Source organism: Chryseobacterium sp. NFX27, from assembly GCF_049887855.1.
GTDB lineage: Bacteria > Bacteroidota > Bacteroidia > Flavobacteriales > Weeksellaceae > Chryseobacterium.
In genome coordinates, this window is the sequence record NZ_JAGEKK010000005.1 from 204193 (window position 1) to 223269 (window position 19077).

Sequence of the window (19077 nt, forward strand, 5' to 3'; positions counted from 1 at the left end):
ATTTTAAAATTTTGCGAGAGCGTCTTCGAGAGTTCCGATTTCGTTGATCAGACCGACAGAAAGTGCCTGTTGTGGAGTGTAGGTCTTACCCTTCATCACATGGCCATCATCCTTCAATGTTTCCTCCAGGTTTGTCTCCATCCTGGAAATGAAGTCAGCTGTCATTGCTTTAAGCCTTTCTTCGTATGGTTTTTGATCTCCTGAAACAAGAGCTCGGAATTCGGAATTTTTTTCAGTGGATTGTGGAGCGTAGATCTCGTAAATGGTAGCGCCCCATTTTTCGAACATTTTTGAGAAGTCCTGATAAGACAACATGGTTCCTATAGAACCGATTAGATCAGCAAAAGGATTTGCCATTCTGATATTTGCTCCGGAAGCAATGTCCATAGCAGCGGAGCACATATAACCTCCTGTGTATGCAATTGTAGGCTTGCTTAAATTTTTGATTGTGTGGGTTAGTTCCGCGGTTCCTGAGACCATTCCGCCTCCGGAGTCAATATTCAGTACAATTCCTGATACAGATGAATTTGCATCAAGTCTTCTTAAAATGGAAATTATGTCCTGGGTTCCTAAATAGTACCAGGACGAATACTTGACGATCGGACCGCTTATATCTAAAACAACCGGGAAAACGTCAGCTCCGAAAGACTGTGCAGTATTCGCCTGCATCTCGATCTTACTTTGAGCTGTCTGAAGGATGTTTTCAGCTGAAGAAAAATTTTTCTGCTGATATCCAAGAATGATATTAGGTATGAGAGACAATAGAAAGTCTTTCTCTATTGCCAAAGGCTGGTTTAAAAAAAAATTTTGTCCGTGCATCGTCTTGATTTCACGGACAAATATGTTTTTACATTAATCGGATGGAAAGGACACCTTTTGTTATATTTAAGAAAGTGTCATTAGCTAATTCGCAGTATAATTCTCGCTTTAAATAGGAGTATTTAGCCTTTTTAGTTATTATAACACCATCAAAATGAAGACCTCTGATTTGATTACGATCAGAAACGTAATAAAACTCTATTTCTTTATTTCTCCAATTATCAAAATAATTATTATAATCATTTCGACTTACAGCAATTACCGCAATTAATAATTTCATAAGCCTTGTAATTTAGGTTTTAGAATAGTTTCTCCCGATATCGCAATGGTGTACTCATCGTTTCCGGAGTTGTCTTCATTTTTATTGTCAATGAAATCGATTCTCAACGGTTCCGCAGCATTACCGAGTAATGTTTTTACTGTATTGGCCGCTAAAACAGTTGCAAATCCTTTTTTATTAAAGTATTCTTCACACTTCTCAATATTCTGGATTGACATATCCAACAAAGGAAAGCTTATATCTATATCAGTAAATGGGTTACCGTTCCGGGTTTTCGAAGAAAGCTTCCTGGATAATGTCTCCGGAATTATTTCAAAAATGTAGAGTGCCTTAGATTTTATTGGGAAAATCCCATTATAAGCATTGATGTAAAGGATATCCGTTGCATCATAAATTTCTATAGTTCTTACCTCCCTGAAGAAGTCTTCAAATTTGTTAAAAAATAGTTCCATTTTTTTGTCGCAATTTTACACAGATTTTTTACTTGAATTTTTTAATATTTTGATGTTTCCAACGGTTGAAATCCTTTCGGATAGTGTCGTATGAAAGTTCATCTTCCGTGATATCGTATAGATCTAAAAAATTCTGAAGCGTTGTTCGGAATTCTACCCCAAAATTCATTTCGTTTGTCATAGCCTCAGTGTAGAGCTTTTCCCGGATATCTCTTTCAATAGCTTTTGAAATTTGTCTGGCTTTACTCTGGTTAATCTGGAATCCGGTCCTGGAAGCTTTATCAATACCTACTTTCATACTGAAGTAAACGATATCCTGATCCTGTCTTTTATAAATATAATTTCGTTCAGACTTTTTTTGTAAGGAATTAAGTACAACCATTCCCAGCAATGTCGTTTCCGTGGCTTTGTATAAATCGCCGTATTTGAATTCGAGAATTTTTTTTACATATCTGGGAACAGCCAGATGTAAGGTGATTTGTTGCATATAATAAAATTGGTTTTTGGCGCAAATAAAGAATAAATCTGCTTACGGGAAACCATAAAAAGCACTTAAAATGCACTTGTAAAAGTGTAATTCTGTAAACCTCCGAAGCGTAAAGTTTTTACACCGTTTTTTGAAAGTGTAAACAAATTTTAAGCGATTTTTTAAAAGTGTAATTATCTATTTTATTACAGATAATTCTGTAACTCTTTAATAATTTACAGTTTTAAAAAAAAAGTGTAATTAATAGAGTTTCAAAACTTTGCCAATATTGTTACAGAATTACATTTTCAATCACCTAAGTTTTTAGAGGTGGAGAGGAGAGAGGGTTGCAGCCGTGTTCCCGGATGGTATAAAAAAAGGAATCCCCGGCTTTCGCCAGGGATGGGTTTGTTTTTTGATTTTCTGTAAGGATGTAAGGGCTAGAGATCATTTAAAGGCCCTTAACTTTCTATTTCTGGCCTTTTGAACAACTTTTATTTCAATTACCATAGTTTTGTTTATTTTAATACGATCATCTCTATCAAGCCAGGAATGTTTTGGTTTCTCTACTTCTACATATTGATGCTGCAAAATGGTGCTTCCGAAAATTTCCCGGATTAAAATCTCATAATCAACAATACATCCTGCTTTTAGAGTAATAAGCTTAGTGTCTGCAGAACCATCTTGTATTCTATAATAACCATTATCTTTCATTGTGTAGTAATACCGTATTTAGTGTAATGCTGTAACTCGGATATGTTCTGTTGTCTTTCCGTTTATATTCCTCATAATCCGGTCTTGGAAATCATAGCCATTATGTGAACACCAAGTTCTTAATTGTTTTTTAAACATAAGCGACGTAAAGAAACCCAGTATTTTTGGGCTGAAATTTTTCATAGAAGTAAATGCACCTTCTTTAATGAATTCGGCTTCAGGATTGCCTAGAAAATACGAATCCGCCCATTCACGGAATACTTCAGACAGATAAACTTCCTTTTCTTCTTCCTGTAGAACATTCTGATTGATCAGTTCTCGCTTTACCTCAGAATAAGCAGCGATAAATTCGTCTTTTTGAATTTCAACAGTCTGTTCTGAAAATAGTTCCTGGAGTAATCTTGAGTGTACAGAGATTCCAATACTATGAAGCTCTTTAGTTACCTGGAGTACTTCATTTTCATTAAGTACTTTGTAGAATACCAGAGCGTTTTGATTTTTTAAATATGTTGTCATTTTTTAATTTATTATTTGATGTCTTAAAGAAGTTAGGGTGTGCATTTCATAGGACGGAACAATAAGAAGTCTATCTCTTGAAGACGGCCAATCATTTGTTTCATAGCCTAAAACATAATTTCCTATTTTAAACCAAGTATTAGCTTCTGGTAGAAGTTTCATAATTTCATCTTCAAGTCTATTCTTGATAATTACTCCTTCCTCTTTAGCATAATGTTTCAACTTCTGTACTCTAATCATTTCTTCTTTTTTCTCGATATAATCAGAATATTCCTGTAGTGTATAAATTAGCTGTTCACGAGGACTTTCTGGCACTTCCATTTCATCGATTTCACTGAGTTCTGTTTTTTGCTTTTTTAGATCTTCTATTTTTGCAAGAATTATTTCGGCTTTATTTTCCATATCTATATTAGTTATTTAGTCTTCAATAATATTTTTTTTACTAAGTAATTCATCCATCTTCCGTCTTACTGCAGCTTTGGATTTAAAATCTTTTTCCATTGTAATCCAATCAGTATTTTGGAGTGTTTTACATTTAATTCTCAGATTTACATTATCTTCTCTGATAATGGTGAAACCTGCCTTTAAAATTTTCAAAGTATCTCTTGAGTGTAATGCCATGATTTAATTTTTTGTTATTACTTTTTTATCTCCTAAAAATCCTACTACAGTATAAGCTTCTGCAGAACTGAAGTAGTATCCGACACGATCTTTATATTCCTTCTTAAAATAATTAAGCGTGTCAAGCTTTTCCGGAATCAAACGCCTGGCATATAAAGCCTGGTCTTCTTTGCTCATTTCTGAGCCTTCGTACAGAAAGCCCAGAAATTGATTGTCCCGGTAAATGCCGTAAAGCCACTCGTTACTTTTCTTGAGATGAACTCCTAAAACGTCAAGGCCTAAAAAAGCCAGGTTTAACGGAAGCTCTTCGTTATCCTCAGATATAACTATTCTCGCTTGAACTGTTGTCTCCTTCAGTAGGGAATCTGAAGACTGACTGGAGTGCTTCAAGGTCTGCATCAACTTTAACGATTTTAATATGTTCGGTTGTTTTCTTTTTAACTTTTCCATTTTCAAGAATTAGATCTCCGTTCGAATTTTTCATATCTAGATTTTCCATTATTCGATCGTGAAACTCATAACCGTTAACTTTACACCATATTTTTGTCTTCTTTTTGAAGGCATTAGATGTCAAATTACCCAGGTACTTTTGATTTTTTTCTTTAGCAGCTTCCAAGACATCATCCTTGATCAGCAATCTACCAACTACACCAGGGAAATACTCATCAGCCCATTCTTTAAACCATAGACCCATCTCAGTCAAGTAAGCCCTCATTTTGATATTTCCGTCTGGAGCTTCAATTTTTGCATCCTGCTGGAGATAAAATTGACAAGAGTGGAATACAAAATTTAAGAACTTGAACCACTGATCACTCTTCCAATCCAGGAAAAGAGAATTTCCAAAATCATCTTTTGGATCTCGTTTTTCTCTTTCATCGTTTGAAGCGTGATAATAATCTGAGAATCCCATTACAAGACGGCGGCGCGTAGAAGATCCTCTTTGATCTTTGATTGCGTAATTTGTAGAAACTCCAAATTTTGGTGAGTTTCTGTAAGCCAGGTTAACTTTTGCCTCAAACTTTTCGTTTACTGTAAGCTTTGAAGTGATCACTGAGAAGAAACTTTCCAGGTTAAAGTTTCTGCGAACGTCATCGAATAGAATAAAATCTGTATGCTGATTTACTCCTTCAAATAAGAATTTATCATTTTCAATATCCCCTTTACCGTCGATATCGTGTCGATTCATGAAGAATCTCATAGCTTCAAAGAATAAAGATTTACCAGCTCCTCCTTCAGCAACATCATCTTCAATCACCGCGTTATCTGCAGCAAAAATCACCCACGGCCTTGTCGGATCCTTGAATCGATGTGCAGCATATCCGAAAGCAAAAATTTTATTGATAAGATGCTGTTTTTGCTCCCGGTTCTCATCATCTGCCAGATATTTACCTGTAATTTTAAATAATGATTCCTGGTAAAAATCCTCTTCTTTTTTCCCATTCTCAATATATCTGTCCCTATCTTTCTCCCAGTGAATCCTGGAAACTTGAATCAGGTAATTCAAGAAATCGCAATTTTCCTCCAGGATCTCGATATCGTACAAATTATCTCCTTCTTTTGTTATTTTGAAATAGGGAGTCTCAATTTTAAAATCGCGGATATCTTTTGCGGTGATGTGGTGATCCGTCTCTTCCTTAATCAGATTGTCGATAAGTTGTGACTGGAGAACATAGTTTTTAAAACTTTTCTCTTCAGTAATTCCATCTGCAGAAACATTTATTATTCTATCTCCTAAAAAGAAATACTGATTTGTAGGGCTAAAGTCTGTAAAATCCAAAGACCGGTTGTGCATATTGGCCAAATGTCCGTCCGTTATTTTCTGAGAAGTGATCAACATATTCAAAAGGGCGTGGGGAATTTCTCGCACACCAAGTTCATCCTGCTTCTGTAGTAGAAAGTTCCGGAAGAAATCTTTGATAAATTGAGTCGTTTTTAATTCCTCTACAACGTGCCCGGTTACCCTGGCAAAATAGTAACCATCTTTACGGGAAAGATCATCAATCCTGCAAAAACCGTTAAGTCTTAGAAAGCTGAAGGCAAAAATATGGTGAAAATTATAAGTCGATCGACCTTTCTCGCTGACTGAGACCTCCCAGAACTGAGCTGGCATAGAAAGACTAAGCATTTTCTTTACTTCGTAGGTCAATTGAGATTTTGTTTTGCTCTGATTGTATCTCACAAAGTCTTTAAAATCTTTTTGTCCGGAGAATTTAAAATATTTGTCTAGCCAAAGCGTTTTCATTGAAAGGTTATTTAAAGCGAGCTCACCGCCCTCCCTTTTACCTGTTTGGTCTGTATCCGGAATATTTACGACTTCGTAAGCCATATTATGCAATTCCTTCAGGAGAAAACGATCTACTTTTTCAGTTTCTGAATTGAACCAAATCACAAATTCACCCAGGCTCATAAGATTAAGACCATCGCTGCCACCGGTAGCAATACAAATTCTTTCCAATTTGAAATGTACATCTGAAGCACTGACATTTCCAGGAAGAACTTCTTTACCTGTTTCTTCAGTCTTCTTTTTGGCTAATTTTTTTCTTTCATTATCAAATTCCTTCTGGTAAAGTTTTTTAATCCTATCTAAGCCAAATATGAAGCCTTTAGGACGTCCACCGACATGTCTGAATCGTCTGTCTTTGCCATCATCAGAATATTTTTTCCCTCCTTTTGGCATGTATATTTTTAGCCATTGGCCGATGGTTTCGTCGGTATTAATAAATGCCAGGATAGGAAATTTATCAGTTGCAATAAAACGGAAAACCTTTCCTTTTTCTTCGTTGTAATAGCTGTATTCTACTAAAGAGTAAAGATTGATTTCTTTGCAAAGTTCTGCAGTAACATGAGGGCCTAAAAGCTGAAGCTCATACTCATTGAAATCCTTTGTTTCAAAATGAAATTTCTTTTCGTTAAGTTCCACCGGACAATCATCCAGGTCATACTCCCTGAATTCGTACTTATAAAAGGTCCGGGAATCCTCAAAAATCTCGATTCCGGTTTGGTTCTGAAGCTCTCTTCCGATTTCCAAAATTGCTTCGTAATATGCTACGTTATTTTCTAAGGCATAAATTCCAAAGCAGTCCTGAGCATTTACGGTTCCACCCCAATCCGTAACCCTCCAGCGATCTTCAATAAATTTCATTGAAGCAGAAGCTGTTCTATCATCATTCCGGATCCGAAAGTTTTTACGAGTATCAGCTTCCGGATATATTTTTAAAATTTCATCAAGTCCACCGTTTGTTGCACGCAGAATTTTTTCAGCTGCAGTCTTTAATGAGTCGCTCATTTTTCTAGTTTTTTATTCACTTTCTGATTCTTCAGAAATGGTTTCATTTTTCTTTTTTCTAACTAATCTGTTGGCCACAATGATTAATCCAAGCTTTTCCATTCGATCTCTATAATATGTTGTGGAGCTATTAAAGCGGTCTTTTATCAACCGGTTAAATTCCTTAACAGCTATGAAATCTCGATGCTCAAACATTTCATTGACAAACTTTGTATAGATTTTATTCTGATCTACAGGCCGTCTGTTCTTTTTTTCTTTCAAATAATTATTACTCTTGCTTAGGCTTTGTTCATTAATAAGCCTCTGTTTTTCCTGAAGGGATTGTTTCCCATCGTTCAGGATCCTGGTGTAAGAATTAAGTTTGAAATATTTCATGGGTTTTATTCGTCTGGTTGAAATTTATCTAAGGCTAATAAAAAGATTCCCATTGCGATTACTTCACTGTTATTAGTTGTATTTAAGTTGATTTCCTCGTTTCTCTTTTTCCAATAGGCAAAATCCTTGTCCGGATTAAGAGCTTTAAATTCCCGATAATTCCGGCGGTGTTTTTCAACTCCTTTTTGTATTTGCGTTTCCAAAAATTCTATTGAATCTACATCTGTGTATGCTAGTTTTACCTTTTCTTTTATCTGTTCTATGTTCATTACCAATGTCTTTTTAAAATTTCTTTTTTGCTGAATATGAGCATTATTTGAAAAAATTTATTCTTCATCTTCCGGAACATTATTTTCAAACCATTCTAAAGCTGATGCTTCTGAAAAATCTCGTATGAATGATTGAGCCGATTGTATATTCTCAAAGACGATGATTTCCTCATTATGCATTGGATAATCTTCTTTATCTATCCAGTACGCGTAAATTTTAACAATCGGGTCGGCATTATCATTCACATCTCTAAACAATAAAATGTCTATTTTACTACTTAACTGAAAGGATTTGTGGTTCATAATTCAGATTTTTAGGTTTAAACAAAGTGGTAAGGAAAACTCTGGTTGTTTTATTGCCGTTTTCGTCGACAATGATTGAGAGTCCGCTACAACATGGAGTAGCGAATCTCCAATTCTTAAATCTTTGGCCGCATTTGCTGCACTCTGTGATTACTTCTGTACTCATAATTTATAGTATATGTTTGACTTTTTAGAGGTGTAAATAGTACCGCACCGCACTCGGAACAGTTCCAGGTCTTCCGGAGATCCTCTTCATTTCCGCAATCGCATTTCCTCCAGATTTCGTGGTTGTTTTCATGATTCATGATTAATCAATGTTGTTGTAGATGAAGCGCAAGCACTACAGAGGTTCTCTTCAAACCAATAGCAAGGCTCTCCAGTCTTTTCTATACATTGTTTGCAGTCGTAATCAGTACAACCACAAATTTTGCAGACTTGAGCATTCATTCTTTTTTGATAAAAATTTCCTTGAATTAGAATATCAATCTCCTTTAATTCTGATGGAGAACAACTATTTAGAAATTGTTCCGGAGATATTTCCAGTGTTAAAATTTTTTGAAGCTTTGGCATTTTTCTAATTTTTAAAACAAAACCCGACCGGAATATTCCAGCCGGGCTAAAAACTAATAACCATTACTCATTTAGCATGAGAATTGAGGCAAATAGAAGATTCGAACTTCTGATCATCCGGGTTGCAGCCGGCTCCCTTGACCACTCGGGCAATTTGCCTTAAAAATCCCGGCCGAAACCGGGATAAAAACTAATAACCATGAAAACTCAAATTAAACATGAGAATCATAACACCGGCGCAATTTCCCGTAGCTTAACCCGGCGTTGTGGAAAGAGGGGGAATCGAACCCCCGACGGCATGGATTTTCAGTCCATCGCTCTACCAACTGAGCTACCTTTCCGGAAAGCACTTTAAAAGAACGCTGCTCTGAATGGGATAATAATGCTTTTGAAAATTAAATCTAACTGAGTGATAACCAAATTTTATTGTCCCTTTCTGAAAGTGCTTTAATTTTTATTTTCGCAGAATGTCTGCTAAACCAGATAATCCACCTAATCCAGAAAGTAAATCAAGAGGATTTCTATCAAGCATTGTATCCATCATCTTCTGAATTTGAACAGATTGAAAGGCAACTTCTTTTATTCTTGGATCATGCCTATAAGCACTTGTTAACCCAAAAGCAATATGTTTTTGCTTACCCTGAAGCGAAAAAACGGCAGTTCCAGTTTCTTTCCCATCTTCAGGATCCTCAGTTGCAGTAACAAATAAAACGACATTTTTAGGAGCTTTTCTTAGCAACTCATTCAATTCTTTAAAAAAGTCTTCAGTTGCTAATTTTTCTTGTTGCTGTGTTTCATTTACGTTCTCGTGATTTTGATTTTCCATTTTAAAAATTTTTAATTAGTATGTTTAACAACGTTATATCCTATTGTGTCTCCAGCTTTGTTTTTTACTGGTATTTTCTGAATGAAATGTCTCCACTTGATATTATCAATTATCAGGAGCATTTTTCGCCCCTCCTTAGGTTTGTGGAGCGTTCTTTTATTTACTCCGGCATCAATCCTTCTTTGATATCTATTTGGCGAATTTCCGGCCTTAAAAAATGGATAATTCTTTTTGACTGGTGCTGATACTTCTTTATCCGTTTCGCAAGTTTGATTTATCTCTGCCGGCAGTTCTGTGCTTTCTACTTCTTTATTCATAAATAATTAATTATTGATAATCCAAATTCTATAAGCCTCCACAGTTTCTTTTATAAACCTGATCTGATTTCCTCTTCCTTTGCCGCCTTCCTTAGTTTTTCTTAAAGGACAAGAGAGTTTTTTAATGTCTTTTTTTATTTTATCAGTTCCAATTCCTAGATATTGGCTGATATCCTCAACTGTCGGTTCAATAATATCCTGCCATTCCATTTTTTTGAAAAACTTCAGATATAATTCTTCTGGAACTAGATAATAACCTGGAGGAATTTGTAAAGCCGCACTCATTTAATCGTTATTTTCAAAAATTTCTGAATCTGTAAATCCTTTCTTTCTTAAGTATTCAACTATTGTAATACTTGACTTTGCAATCTTGTATCGTTTCTTAAGCTGAGTTTCCAAAGCTGTTGGAGTAACTTCTACTTTTTCACCACTATTCACCAGTAAAAAAACATCTGCGAAGTATTCAGCTTTTGATAAAATCACGTCCAGAATTTCATCTTTTACTTTCATTTTCTTTATCTTTGTAAATAATTTGTGAATAATTTATGAGCAAATATATATCAAATATTTGATAAAAAAAACAAAAATATCAAATATTTGATGTTTTTACCTATAAAATCAATTAATTGATAAAGATCAAAATAACACTTTGTAGCAATTATGGATGGAAATATTCTTTTAAAGGCCAGGAAAATTTTAGGACTAAACCAAGAAGTGATGGCTGCCAAGCTTGGAATTTCTTACCAAACTTACAATGGTTACGAGAACGGTAAAACTATACCGAAAACGAAACATGGCAAAATAAACGAAGTACTTATTGAAGCCAAAGAAAGGCAAGATAATGCAGATTCTGTTCTCAGTATTGAATCTACGGATATCTTGAATGAGATACTCAAAGAAATGAAAGCAATAAGAAGAGAAAACAGAGATATAAAAAACCTTCTAAACGAAGTTATTTCAAATAAAGAAACAGAATCTAAAATGGACCAATTAACATCCAGCCAATTAGATATTCTTAAAATGGTACTCCAGAACATGACTGTTCAGTTAAAAGAATTAAAAAAGGCTGATTTAAAATCAGCCAGTACAAAATAAAGTTTCAGTTATCTGAAGTATATTAATACTCTTATAGTTTTTAATATGTATTTTCGGGATTTTGAATTTTACTAAATTTCGCTTATAAATTTCAACCTTATCAAATAAATTGAACAAAATATCATTGCATTCATCAATTGAAATTATACCATCATCACACTGAAGCTTTGCAACTATTTTAAGCTTTTCTATTTCGTCTAAATAATTATTATGCAACATCTTTTTTTAATTGCTTTCTATAGTTCTCGAATATAATGTCTCTGATTTTCTCGCTTTTTTCATTCGCATCAATATACTTTAACGATTTTGAAAGTATCCAACATGTTGCAGCTGCACCGATAAAAATTAAAGTACGATACCACCAGATATTAAAGATTTCATGTTCCAATGCTTGAAGTATTGTTCCAATAAGCATATTCAAATAGGCGTATAATGGAACAATAAACGCCCATCTGACAGGTTTCATTCTTAGTAATAAAATAAGCATTATAATCATTGGTGAAATAGCCATATTAAGGGCATAAACCAAATTCTTGACTTTCAGAAATATCGGAATAGCACGATCAAGATCATATTCAATAGAAAACAATGAAAAGAACTTCTTCACTGCTACTATATCTAAAATATTTTCAGTGTAGAGAATTACACCAGAAGAAATAAGCAAAATTGTAGAGGCAATTTGCTTACCTCTACTTATTTTGAAATTATTTTGGAGGAGTTGTGACAACAGGTCCAACTTCTCCTGGGTCGAGGCTTGTTCCAGGATCAAGGCCATCTGTTGGTTCGAGCGCCTCGGTTGGACCAAATACCGGTCTGATTGAGTCTGATTCTTTTTTAAGTTCATTTTTATTAAATGAATGAACTTCGCTAGTCTTAGTTTTTTCATGTTCTTTTTTGATGATTATTTCATCCTCTACGCACGAGACAAGAATTGACGTTGCAATTATGCCTACAAAAATTTTTTTCATAAAGTAATAATTTAAGAGTTATTTATCCTGAGATGCTAAAGTAAAAAGCAATGAGTTTTCACTAAAGGACACAAATAACCCTCAACATTAATTCATACTATAAAAATATAAAAATAATGTTATTATTCCCTATTAGAGGATTTTAAATTAAGTTGTGTAAACGATTGGCAGAAGAAATTATTATTCTATCATAAACAATTACTTAGCAATACTTTCATCCTTTTCAGACATTTTTCAGACATTATTTTATTGCTTTTCAGACATTTTTCAGACATTTTATTTTAAATACTTATATAGTTCTGATTTTAAGACGTTTAATGATTGCTAATTTCTGCCTTCTAAGCAGACGGTCAAAGGTTCGAATCCTTTCGCGCTCACTTAATGACACCATTAGGACAATTTAGGCCAAATGGTGTCATTTTATTTATAAATACCTCTCAATCAGTCCATTTAAAGTATTTTACATTCTTTTTCTTTGTTTTCCAAACATAATTTCTTTCTTAAAAAAACAAATATTTTATCTTTCTTAAATGATTTTTAGCCTAAAGCTCTTTATTATTGATACGAACCTGACAGGATTCGAACCTTTTCAAAAATATTAATACACCTTCTTTTTTCTGAGTATAGTCCTGATGTTCTTCCTTGTAAATTTATTTTAAAAGATTAGATATAGCAAAAAGGTGAAAATGTTTTATAACATTCACCCTTGAATAAAAAGTCTATAAAATTATGTTTTATAAGAAAACTAGTTATTTCCAAATAAAGCTTTTTTAAGAGCTAATGCTCCCTGCTCTGATGAAAACTTCACTGCTTCAATATGATCTAATGGATTCAGTAGACCATAATCATGAATAAATCCATTATAGGTTTCGATGGTTGTCGGAACGCCCGCTTCATCCAGTTTTCTTGCGTAGGCTAAACCTTCATCGAACAGGATATCATTTTCAGCCAGCTGCACTAATGCAGGAGGAAGATTTTTAAGTTTTTCTAATGGTGCATTGAGCGGAGTAGCATAATATTCTTTACGTTTTGCCACATCAGGAAGATAATTATTCCACATCCATTTCATTAACGGAGCGGTAAGAAATCGTCCTTCTGCATATTTCTGCCAGGAGTCACGAGAAAAATCGGCGTCAGTAACCGGCCATAACAGTAATTGGAATTTTATTTCCGGTCCGCCTTTATCTTTCGCCATCAAACAGAGTACAGCAGTCATGTTTCCACCAACGCTGTTCCCCGCGACAGCCATGTTTTTACCATCTACACCAATTTCTGCCCCATTTTCTGACACCCATGTTGTGGCGGCATAAATTTGGTTTATTGCTACAGGATACTGTGCTTCCGGAGAGGGTGTGTAATCTGTAAAAACGGCAGCGGCACCGCTATTGACAACTAAATCCCGTACCAGTCTTCTATGTGTTGGATAATCACCCAAAACCCATCCACCGCCATGGGTAAACATAAATACCGGAAGGTTTTCAGAAGCTGCATTGGCAGGTTTAACAATATGAATATTTACGGTAATGCCATTTTGTGTGATCTCTCTTTCTGTTTCGGTAATTCCTGAATAGTCAACCCCTACAGACTTTTGTGCATCAACCAAAACCTGTCTTGCTTCTTCAGGAGATAATGTTTCCAGTGGTTTGCCTCCACTATTATTCAAACCCTTCAAAAATTCTCTGATGCCTGACAGGATCTGCGGATCGTCTTCTGCTTTAATGTTGTTTGCCATAATTTAAAATATTTATGATTAATGAATTGACGAATAAAAACTTTATTAGAACGCTATGATTTTATTGTTTCTCAAGTTCGCTGATTACTACTTTAGCCATTTCTTTGGAACTGAAGGGGTTCTGCCCTGTAATTAAATTTCCGTCCACCACGACATTGGAGGTCATTGGGATAAAAGCTTTTTTCAGATCAGCACCTCGTTCTTTGATAGCTGCTTCAAGATTGAATGGCACTTCTTTTTTTCTTCGGGCAAGGCTTTCCTCAAACCAGTCAAAGCCTGTCATTGATTTTCCTTTGATCAGGTAGTCACCTCCGGAAAGCTTAACATTGAGCAAACCTCCTACACCATGACAGATTGCCGCTACCTTTTTCCCCGTTGTGTAGTGATTTTTAATAATAGTCTGTATAGTAACATCATCGGGAAAATCATACATTGTACCATGGCCTCCTGCCAAATAGACCAAATCATATTCTTCCTGAACAAGATCAGATAATCGATGACTATTTTTAAGCAATTGCCGGAAATTGCTGTCATTCCAATATCTCTCAGAGATTTTATCTAGTGTAAAGTGTTTGAGGCTTTCCGGATCTACGGGAACATTCCCTCCTTGAGGGCTTGCAATCGTAACCTCATAGCCTTTCTCTTTAGCCGCATGATAGAGATGTGTAAGCTCACTCAGCCATAAGCCTGTTTCAAGATTACCGCTTGCATACATTCCTGCATTGGTCACAATAATTAAAATTTTCAACACGCTCATAGTAGTTCTTTTAGTATAACAAAATTGATAAGAAACCGTTGAACTCAGGTAGCTGAATTAGGGAAATTTGTAACCGAATCTCTGAATATTACTGGGAATGGTTTTTAAATTAATTGAATGATGCTCTGAATTCTAAAGGTGAAACAGAGGTCCGGCTTTTAAAAAGACGGTGAAAGGATTGAGGGTGTTCAAACCCCAGATGGTAAGCAATTTCTGAAACTGATAATTCTGTAGTGGACAACATTTCTTTTGCCTTTTCTATTAATCGCTGCTGGATATGCTGCTGGGTTGTCTGCCCCGTTTGAATCCGCAGCATATCACTGAGGTAATTCGCACTAATATGCAACTGCTCAGCAATTGAGTGAACAGTTGGGATACCGTTAAGTATTAATTTTTCATTTTTGAAATAATCATCCAGGAGAGCTTCCAGCTTTGAAAGGAGATCACTATTGGCTTTTTTCCTGGTTAAAAACTGGCGGTTATAATAACGGTCACAATATTTCAGCAATAGATCAAGATTTGAAATCAATAGATCCTGCGTAAAAGAATCCATATTGCCAGCTACTTCCTGTTCTACATTAGCTATGATGTCCACAATTGATTTTTCTTCCTTTTCGGAAAGGTGCAGCGCCTCATTAGCACTATACGAAAAATAACCATATTCTTTGATATGGGATGCCAGTCCATATCCATGCAGGAAATCAGGATGCACCACTAAAACAAATCCTTTCACTCCGTTCAAAAGAACATCTTCAAAATGAAGAACCTGATTGGGTGCAATAAAATACATAATACCTTCATCAAAATCATAATACTGTTGTCCATACCTGCATTTTCCGCCGGCACAGTCTTTCTTTAAAGCAATAACATAAAAATCAGTTGTTACTGCACTGAGAATAGTTTCCGGCTCCAGTTTAACATCATCAAAATTAAATACGCTGATCAATGGGTTCGCAGGTCTTTTTAGTCCCAAAAACTGATGAAGCATACTTATTGATGATACTTTCTCCGGAGTTTTCATATTCTGATTTTCAGATTTGTACATGACTAATTTACTTATTTATTTTGTTCCCTGAAAGCTGTTCATCTTTTATGATACCGATGCCTTGTTTATAGGTAGTAACCTGAAATTCAGGGAATCTTTTTCTGAATTTTGAAGCATCAAATATATTGTCATGTTCATATCTTGGGAGGAGCTCCAGAAGTTCCTTTACACTTTTGTTGAAAAACGAGCCTATTTTGAACATGAACTTAGGAACAACAGCATATTTCAGATCTTTGCTGTAAATACCTGAAGCAATTCTGATAAACTCTTTATAGGTGGGATGGCTTTTGTCAACAGGAAGATGCCAGGTCTGACCATATGCATCGGGCGTATTCCCGATCAACGCGGTTGCCCGACTTGCGTCAGGAGTCCAAATCAAACTTCTTTTCTTATTCGCGCTCAATGGTATTTTAAGCTTTTTACCTGCTTTGATATTATTAAAAAGCAGTGTATTGGTAATGCTTTGCGTTTTGCCGGGTCCATAAAATTCGGGAGCACGACAGATTACCGCTTCAAGCTCACCTGATTTAATTTCTTCCAAAACCATTTCGGCCATCTTTCTTCTCACTCTTCCTTTTCTGCCCACCGGTACGAAGGCTGTTTCTTCTGTCAATACACGATCATCCTGCGGATACATATAGGTATTATCAAAAAATACGAGTTTTGTTCCATTAATTTTACAGGAATCAATCACATTGCGAAGAATAAGCGGAAACTGCTCTTCCCATAACGCTGAGCTGATTGGAAGACCTAACGTAAAATAAGCAATTTCACTGCCTTTTACGGCTTCAATTGCTTTTTCACGGACAGAAAGGTCAGCAGAAAAGATCTCATCCGTATCATTTACTTTTTTTGCTCCCCTGCTGACAATACGTATATCTGAAGTAAAATTCCTTTTCAGCTCTCTTGCCAGTTCTTCGCCGATCTGGCCATTAGCTCCTAATATTGTTTGCATATCTTTTATTTTAAAATTTCATCACTGCTCATAAGATTAGATTATCTTTTTCAGCCAGTGTATTTTTTTATCATTGTAGAGTGGATATTTCCAATCCGGTTCGCCCCAATTTGTTTTTTTTAACTAGTGATTTCTGGTGTGGGAACGTAAAAAAACCAAATTCTCCATGATAATTTCCAATACCGGAGTTTCCGACTCCACCAAATGGCAGATCATCACTCGTAATACGCACTAAAGTATCATTGATGCATCACCACCAAAAGAAACGAAGCTTAGAAATTTATCTTTCTCTTCTTCATTCTTCGTAAACAGATATGCTGCTAAAGGCTTTTCTCCATCTATGATTTTTCTCAGCATCTCATCGTAATCGGTGCAGGAAATAACAGGAAAAACCGGACCAAAAATTTCCTCCTGCATAACAGGATCTTCCCAGCTCACATGATCCATAATGATCTGATTTTTCTGTGTACAATTACAGTATTTGATTCAAAAGATTTTTGATTTGCTGTAGCAGTAAAACTGCCTGCTTCCGCTTGTGAATACCTACCTGCAAGTCCTGCTGTTGTCAATATTTTAATAAGGTTCATCCTTTTTATTTCTTTGACAAAGTTCAGAACTATGAACACAATTGGAGTAGCCAGATTAAGGGAAGTTGTAACGGAATCTCTGTTTTACTTTAACAGTTACAAACTCAACTCGAAGGTTCGGACAATGGGGGAATGAGGTATCCTACTAAGCTAGATTGGAGTTGATAATAAACCAACTCCAATTTAATAAAATGCTATCCTTACAGAACCCGAATTAATTAAAACAACTGATAGTCAATAAAATACCATTGCAATCCGGTTAGCTGAAATGTCCATTCCGTAATTTCGATTACTTCTTTTTTATGTGGATAAGGCCGCTAAACAGAGTTTTAGCCGGTTATGTAAGAAAACATCCACCAGTAAAAGGCCGAAAAACATCAGAGCCAGGCCAATAGTCAAGCCCTGGAAATATTCTTTAGAAACGTTGAAAAACCCTATTAGTGATGCCAGAAGTGAGACAGCCCATAGATATTTGGTCAGAATATAACTTCTATCAAAGCCTTTCATTTTTTCATATTCCCGGCTAAAGGTCTGCGAAGGATTCTCCTGATATAACTTTTCAATTTCGGCACGGTATTTAGGCTTTGATGATAATATAAACCCAGCATATCCCAGATTCACGAGGACTAAAAAGCCTAACGGAAGTACCATCCCTTTTTGTAAAGAACCTCCATTTTTTAGAAGGAAAAATAAAAGAGGCAGAACAACAAAAATGGAGATTCCCATCATCCATTTTCCCTGTGAAATATCTCCTTTGCCCCACATCGTTATTTGCTCAATGAAATTCATATTATGCTAATTAAAGTTTTATGCTGTTATTTTAGATCCGATGAATACCTATTTCATTATCGGTTCACAAATTCTCATTTTTTTTCAGATCGGAGGTGGTAAAACCATATTTTTTCTTAAATGAAAAATAAAAATGAGAGAGGTTTTCAAATCCAAGATCCAAATAGAAATCTGCAGGCTTCCGCTCAAGATATTGTATGAGATAGTAAGCTTCCTCAAGACGGCGATTCTGGAGCCACTGTTTAGGAGTTGTATTAAATGTCTTGCTGAAATCACGCTTAAAGCCGGAAAGACTTCTCCCAGTCAGTTTTGCAAAGGTTTCTATAGAGACATTAAACATATAGTTCTGTTCCATAAAATCCTGTAGATCTATTTTGTATGGTGACGAAAAATCAAATAAAATCTGTTTAAAATCAGGGTTGGACTGCAGAAGCAGCTCTATGGCTTCCCTGATCTTCAGATCTGCTAATTTCGGGGTAGCTTCTTTTTTCTTATTGATGTACGGTGCAAGTGAGACAAAATAGCTCAGTAGGAAATCGTCCGGTTCAAAAAACAGTCTTTTGTTGCCTGGATATCCGTTTTCTATCTGAATTTTATTTTCCAGCGCATATTTATTCAGAACCTCTCTATCCAGAGTAATGGAAACAAATTTATATTCTCCTGACTTTGATGGATATTTTGTAGTACGGATCAGCTGATTTTTCCTGATCAATACCACTGTATTTTCAGGAACGACCGTGGTTCCGCCCGGATAAACTGCGTGTGTTTCCCCTGAGAGCTGAAACCCCAATAAGTGTTCCGGGATAAATTCCTCATCCCCTCTATGCTTGTCGAACTGACAGGAGTAAACCAGTCTGTCAAATATGATCTCCCTTGTACCTTCCATATTTTAAAAGTTTAAATTTCAGAAATAGAAGCTGCTCCCGCCATTGCAATTTCTTTATCCTGCTCGGGACTTCCCCCAGAGGAAGCAATTGCCCCTATGATCTTTCCTTCCTGATTTTTGATCACTACTCCGCCGGCAATCGTCAGAAGCCCTTCATTGGAATTCAACATTCCGTATCCATGCACACCTGCCCCGGATACAATGGTTCCCATAGTGTCACTATCCACGCCGAACATGACAGCTGTCTTTGCTTTTTTAACCGCGAAATCAATAACACCGTAAACACTGTCTAGTCTGGCAAAGGCCATCAGATGGCCACCTGTATCCACGACAGCAAGGCTTACGGGAATATGCAGAGATTTTGCTTTTTCTATAGAATTATCCAAAGCTTTTGCAGCTTCATTATATGTAATATTCATATTATTTTTTGATTTTAATTTAAGAATAGA

At 35.7% G+C, this 19077-nt stretch carries 29 protein-coding genes and 3 tRNA genes; 2 read left to right on the forward strand and 30 right to left on the reverse strand.

Annotation, left to right across the window (positions count from 1 at the left end; genetic code table 11):
- Positions 1-3 precede the first annotated feature (3 nt).
- The 20 genes from J4Q03_RS07865 to J4Q03_RS07960 all read right to left on the reverse strand — a co-directional run bounded on the left by J4Q03_RS07865 (position 4) and on the right by J4Q03_RS07960 (position 10324).
- Complete coding sequence (locus tag J4Q03_RS07865) at positions 4-819, reverse strand: S49 family peptidase (RefSeq protein ID WP_426047638.1); 816 nt, start codon at positions 817-819, stop codon at positions 4-6.
- A 28-nt stretch (positions 820-847) separates the two neighbouring features.
- The gene (locus tag J4Q03_RS07870; protein ID WP_426047639.1) at positions 848-1099 is read right to left on the reverse strand and encodes a hypothetical protein; all 252 of its coding nucleotides are present in this window, start codon (positions 1097-1099) and stop codon (positions 848-850) included.
- Entirely contained in the window at positions 1096-1551 is a 456-nt protein-coding gene (locus J4Q03_RS07875) for a hypothetical protein (RefSeq protein WP_426047640.1), read from the reverse strand. Before J4Q03_RS07875 ends, J4Q03_RS07870 begins: the two co-directional genes overlap by 4 nt.
- Before the next feature lie 28 nt (positions 1552-1579).
- Positions 1580-2038, reverse strand: a complete 459-nt coding sequence (locus tag J4Q03_RS07880; protein WP_426047641.1) for a hypothetical protein — start codon at positions 2036-2038, stop codon at positions 1580-1582.
- Positions 2039-2464: 426 nt separating this feature from the next.
- The gene (locus tag J4Q03_RS07885) at positions 2465-2731 is read right to left on the reverse strand and encodes a hypothetical protein (protein ID WP_426047642.1); all 267 of its coding nucleotides are present in this window, start codon (positions 2729-2731) and stop codon (positions 2465-2467) included.
- An 18-nt stretch (positions 2732-2749) separates the two neighbouring features.
- A complete protein-coding gene (locus J4Q03_RS07890) occupies positions 2750-3247 on the reverse strand; it encodes a hypothetical protein (RefSeq protein ID WP_426047643.1) in 498 nt (165 codons plus the stop codon).
- 3 nt (positions 3248-3250) lie between these two features.
- The gene (locus J4Q03_RS07895; protein WP_426047644.1) at positions 3251-3649 is read right to left on the reverse strand and encodes a hypothetical protein; all 399 of its coding nucleotides are present in this window, start codon (positions 3647-3649) and stop codon (positions 3251-3253) included.
- Positions 3650-3664: 15 nt separating this feature from the next.
- Complete coding sequence (locus J4Q03_RS07900; RefSeq protein ID WP_426047645.1) at positions 3665-3868, reverse strand: hypothetical protein; 204 nt, start codon at positions 3866-3868, stop codon at positions 3665-3667.
- Between the two features lie 3 nt (positions 3869-3871).
- A complete protein-coding gene (locus J4Q03_RS07905; protein ID WP_426047646.1) occupies positions 3872-4267 on the reverse strand; it encodes a hypothetical protein in 396 nt (131 codons plus the stop codon).
- Positions 4185-7154, reverse strand: coding sequence for a primase-helicase family protein (locus tag J4Q03_RS07910; RefSeq protein ID WP_426047647.1), 2970 nt, complete (start codon positions 7152-7154; stop codon positions 4185-4187). The genes J4Q03_RS07905 and J4Q03_RS07910 overlap by 83 nt, the downstream gene beginning before the upstream one ends.
- 12 nt (positions 7155-7166) lie before the next feature.
- Positions 7167-7529 (reverse strand): hypothetical protein, encoded by a 363-nt coding sequence (locus tag J4Q03_RS07915; protein ID WP_426047648.1) that lies wholly within the window; start codon positions 7527-7529, stop codon positions 7167-7169.
- A 5-nt stretch (positions 7530-7534) separates the two neighbouring features.
- Entirely contained in the window at positions 7535-7798 is a 264-nt protein-coding gene (locus J4Q03_RS07920; RefSeq protein WP_426047649.1) for a hypothetical protein, read from the reverse strand.
- 57 nt (positions 7799-7855) lie between these two features.
- Positions 7856-8101: a hypothetical protein gene (locus J4Q03_RS07925; RefSeq protein WP_426047650.1), complete on the reverse strand. Its 246-nt coding sequence runs from the start codon at positions 8099-8101 to the stop codon at positions 7856-7858.
- A gap of 294 nt (positions 8102-8395) precedes the next feature.
- Positions 8396-8671 carry a hypothetical protein gene (locus J4Q03_RS07930; RefSeq protein WP_426047651.1) on the reverse strand — a complete coding sequence of 92 codons (276 nt, stop codon included), beginning with the start codon at positions 8669-8671 and terminating at the stop codon, positions 8396-8398.
- An 86-nt stretch (positions 8672-8757) separates the two neighbouring features.
- Positions 8758-8830: transfer RNA gene (locus tag J4Q03_RS07935), tRNA-Cys, on the reverse strand.
- 108 nt (positions 8831-8938) lie between these two features.
- A tRNA-Phe gene (locus J4Q03_RS07940) sits at positions 8939-9012 on the reverse strand.
- Positions 9013-9125: 113 nt separating this feature from the next.
- On the reverse strand, positions 9126-9497 hold the full coding sequence (locus tag J4Q03_RS07945) for a hypothetical protein (RefSeq protein WP_426047652.1): 372 nt from the start codon (positions 9495-9497) through the stop codon (positions 9126-9128).
- Positions 9498-9508: 11 nt separating this feature from the next.
- A complete protein-coding gene (locus tag J4Q03_RS07950; RefSeq protein WP_426047653.1) occupies positions 9509-9814 on the reverse strand; it encodes a hypothetical protein in 306 nt (101 codons plus the stop codon).
- Positions 9815-9820: 6 nt separating this feature from the next.
- Entirely contained in the window at positions 9821-10099 is a 279-nt protein-coding gene (locus J4Q03_RS07955; protein WP_426047654.1) for a hypothetical protein, read from the reverse strand.
- Complete coding sequence (locus J4Q03_RS07960; protein ID WP_426047655.1) at positions 10100-10324, reverse strand: hypothetical protein; 225 nt, start codon at positions 10322-10324, stop codon at positions 10100-10102.
- Between the two features lie 150 nt (positions 10325-10474).
- On the opposite strand from J4Q03_RS07960, the gene J4Q03_RS07965 reads away from it, so the two are divergent.
- A complete protein-coding gene (locus J4Q03_RS07965) occupies positions 10475-10909 on the forward strand; it encodes a helix-turn-helix transcriptional regulator (protein ID WP_426047656.1) in 435 nt (144 codons plus the stop codon).
- A gap of 208 nt (positions 10910-11117) precedes the next feature.
- Here J4Q03_RS07965 and J4Q03_RS07970 read toward each other — a convergent pair whose 3' ends face one another.
- Both J4Q03_RS07970 and J4Q03_RS07975 read right to left on the reverse strand, forming a co-directional pair.
- Positions 11118-11636 carry a hypothetical protein gene (locus J4Q03_RS07970; protein ID WP_426047657.1) on the reverse strand — a complete coding sequence of 173 codons (519 nt, stop codon included), beginning with the start codon at positions 11634-11636 and terminating at the stop codon, positions 11118-11120.
- Positions 11614-11877 (reverse strand): hypothetical protein, encoded by a 264-nt coding sequence (locus J4Q03_RS07975; protein WP_426047658.1) that lies wholly within the window; start codon positions 11875-11877, stop codon positions 11614-11616. Before J4Q03_RS07975 ends, J4Q03_RS07970 begins: the two co-directional genes overlap by 23 nt.
- Before the next feature lie 309 nt (positions 11878-12186).
- Between J4Q03_RS07975 and J4Q03_RS07980 the strand changes: the two genes are divergently transcribed.
- Positions 12187-12254 (forward strand) — tRNA-Arg (locus J4Q03_RS07980).
- Between the two features lie 368 nt (positions 12255-12622).
- On the opposite strand, the gene J4Q03_RS07985 is transcribed toward J4Q03_RS07980, so the two are convergent.
- From J4Q03_RS07985 to J4Q03_RS08020, 8 genes are all read right to left on the reverse strand, one after another.
- A complete protein-coding gene (locus tag J4Q03_RS07985) occupies positions 12623-13609 on the reverse strand; it encodes an alpha/beta hydrolase (protein ID WP_426047659.1) in 987 nt (328 codons plus the stop codon).
- Positions 13610-13670: 61 nt separating this feature from the next.
- Positions 13671-14366, reverse strand: a complete 696-nt coding sequence (locus J4Q03_RS07990) for a type 1 glutamine amidotransferase domain-containing protein (protein WP_426047660.1) — start codon at positions 14364-14366, stop codon at positions 13671-13673.
- Positions 14367-14475: 109 nt separating this feature from the next.
- Positions 14476-15387, reverse strand: coding sequence for a helix-turn-helix domain-containing protein (locus J4Q03_RS07995; RefSeq protein WP_426047661.1), 912 nt, complete (start codon positions 15385-15387; stop codon positions 14476-14478).
- A 31-nt stretch (positions 15388-15418) separates the two neighbouring features.
- Positions 15419-16366 (reverse strand): NAD-dependent epimerase/dehydratase family protein, encoded by a 948-nt coding sequence (locus tag J4Q03_RS08000; RefSeq protein WP_426047662.1) that lies wholly within the window; start codon positions 16364-16366, stop codon positions 15419-15421.
- 231 nt (positions 16367-16597) lie between these two features.
- Positions 16598-16813, reverse strand: a complete 216-nt coding sequence (locus J4Q03_RS08005; protein ID WP_426047663.1) for an aldehyde dehydrogenase family protein — start codon at positions 16811-16813, stop codon at positions 16598-16600.
- Positions 16814-17253: 440 nt separating this feature from the next.
- The gene (locus J4Q03_RS08010; RefSeq protein ID WP_426047664.1) at positions 17254-17742 is read right to left on the reverse strand and encodes a hypothetical protein; all 489 of its coding nucleotides are present in this window, start codon (positions 17740-17742) and stop codon (positions 17254-17256) included.
- 64 nt (positions 17743-17806) lie between these two features.
- Positions 17807-18628, reverse strand: a complete 822-nt coding sequence (locus J4Q03_RS08015) for a helix-turn-helix domain-containing protein (protein WP_426047665.1) — start codon at positions 18626-18628, stop codon at positions 17807-17809.
- A gap of 11 nt (positions 18629-18639) precedes the next feature.
- Positions 18640-19047 (reverse strand): GlcG/HbpS family heme-binding protein, encoded by a 408-nt coding sequence (locus J4Q03_RS08020; RefSeq protein ID WP_426047666.1) that lies wholly within the window; start codon positions 19045-19047, stop codon positions 18640-18642.
- Between the last annotated feature and the right edge of the window lie 30 nt (positions 19048-19077).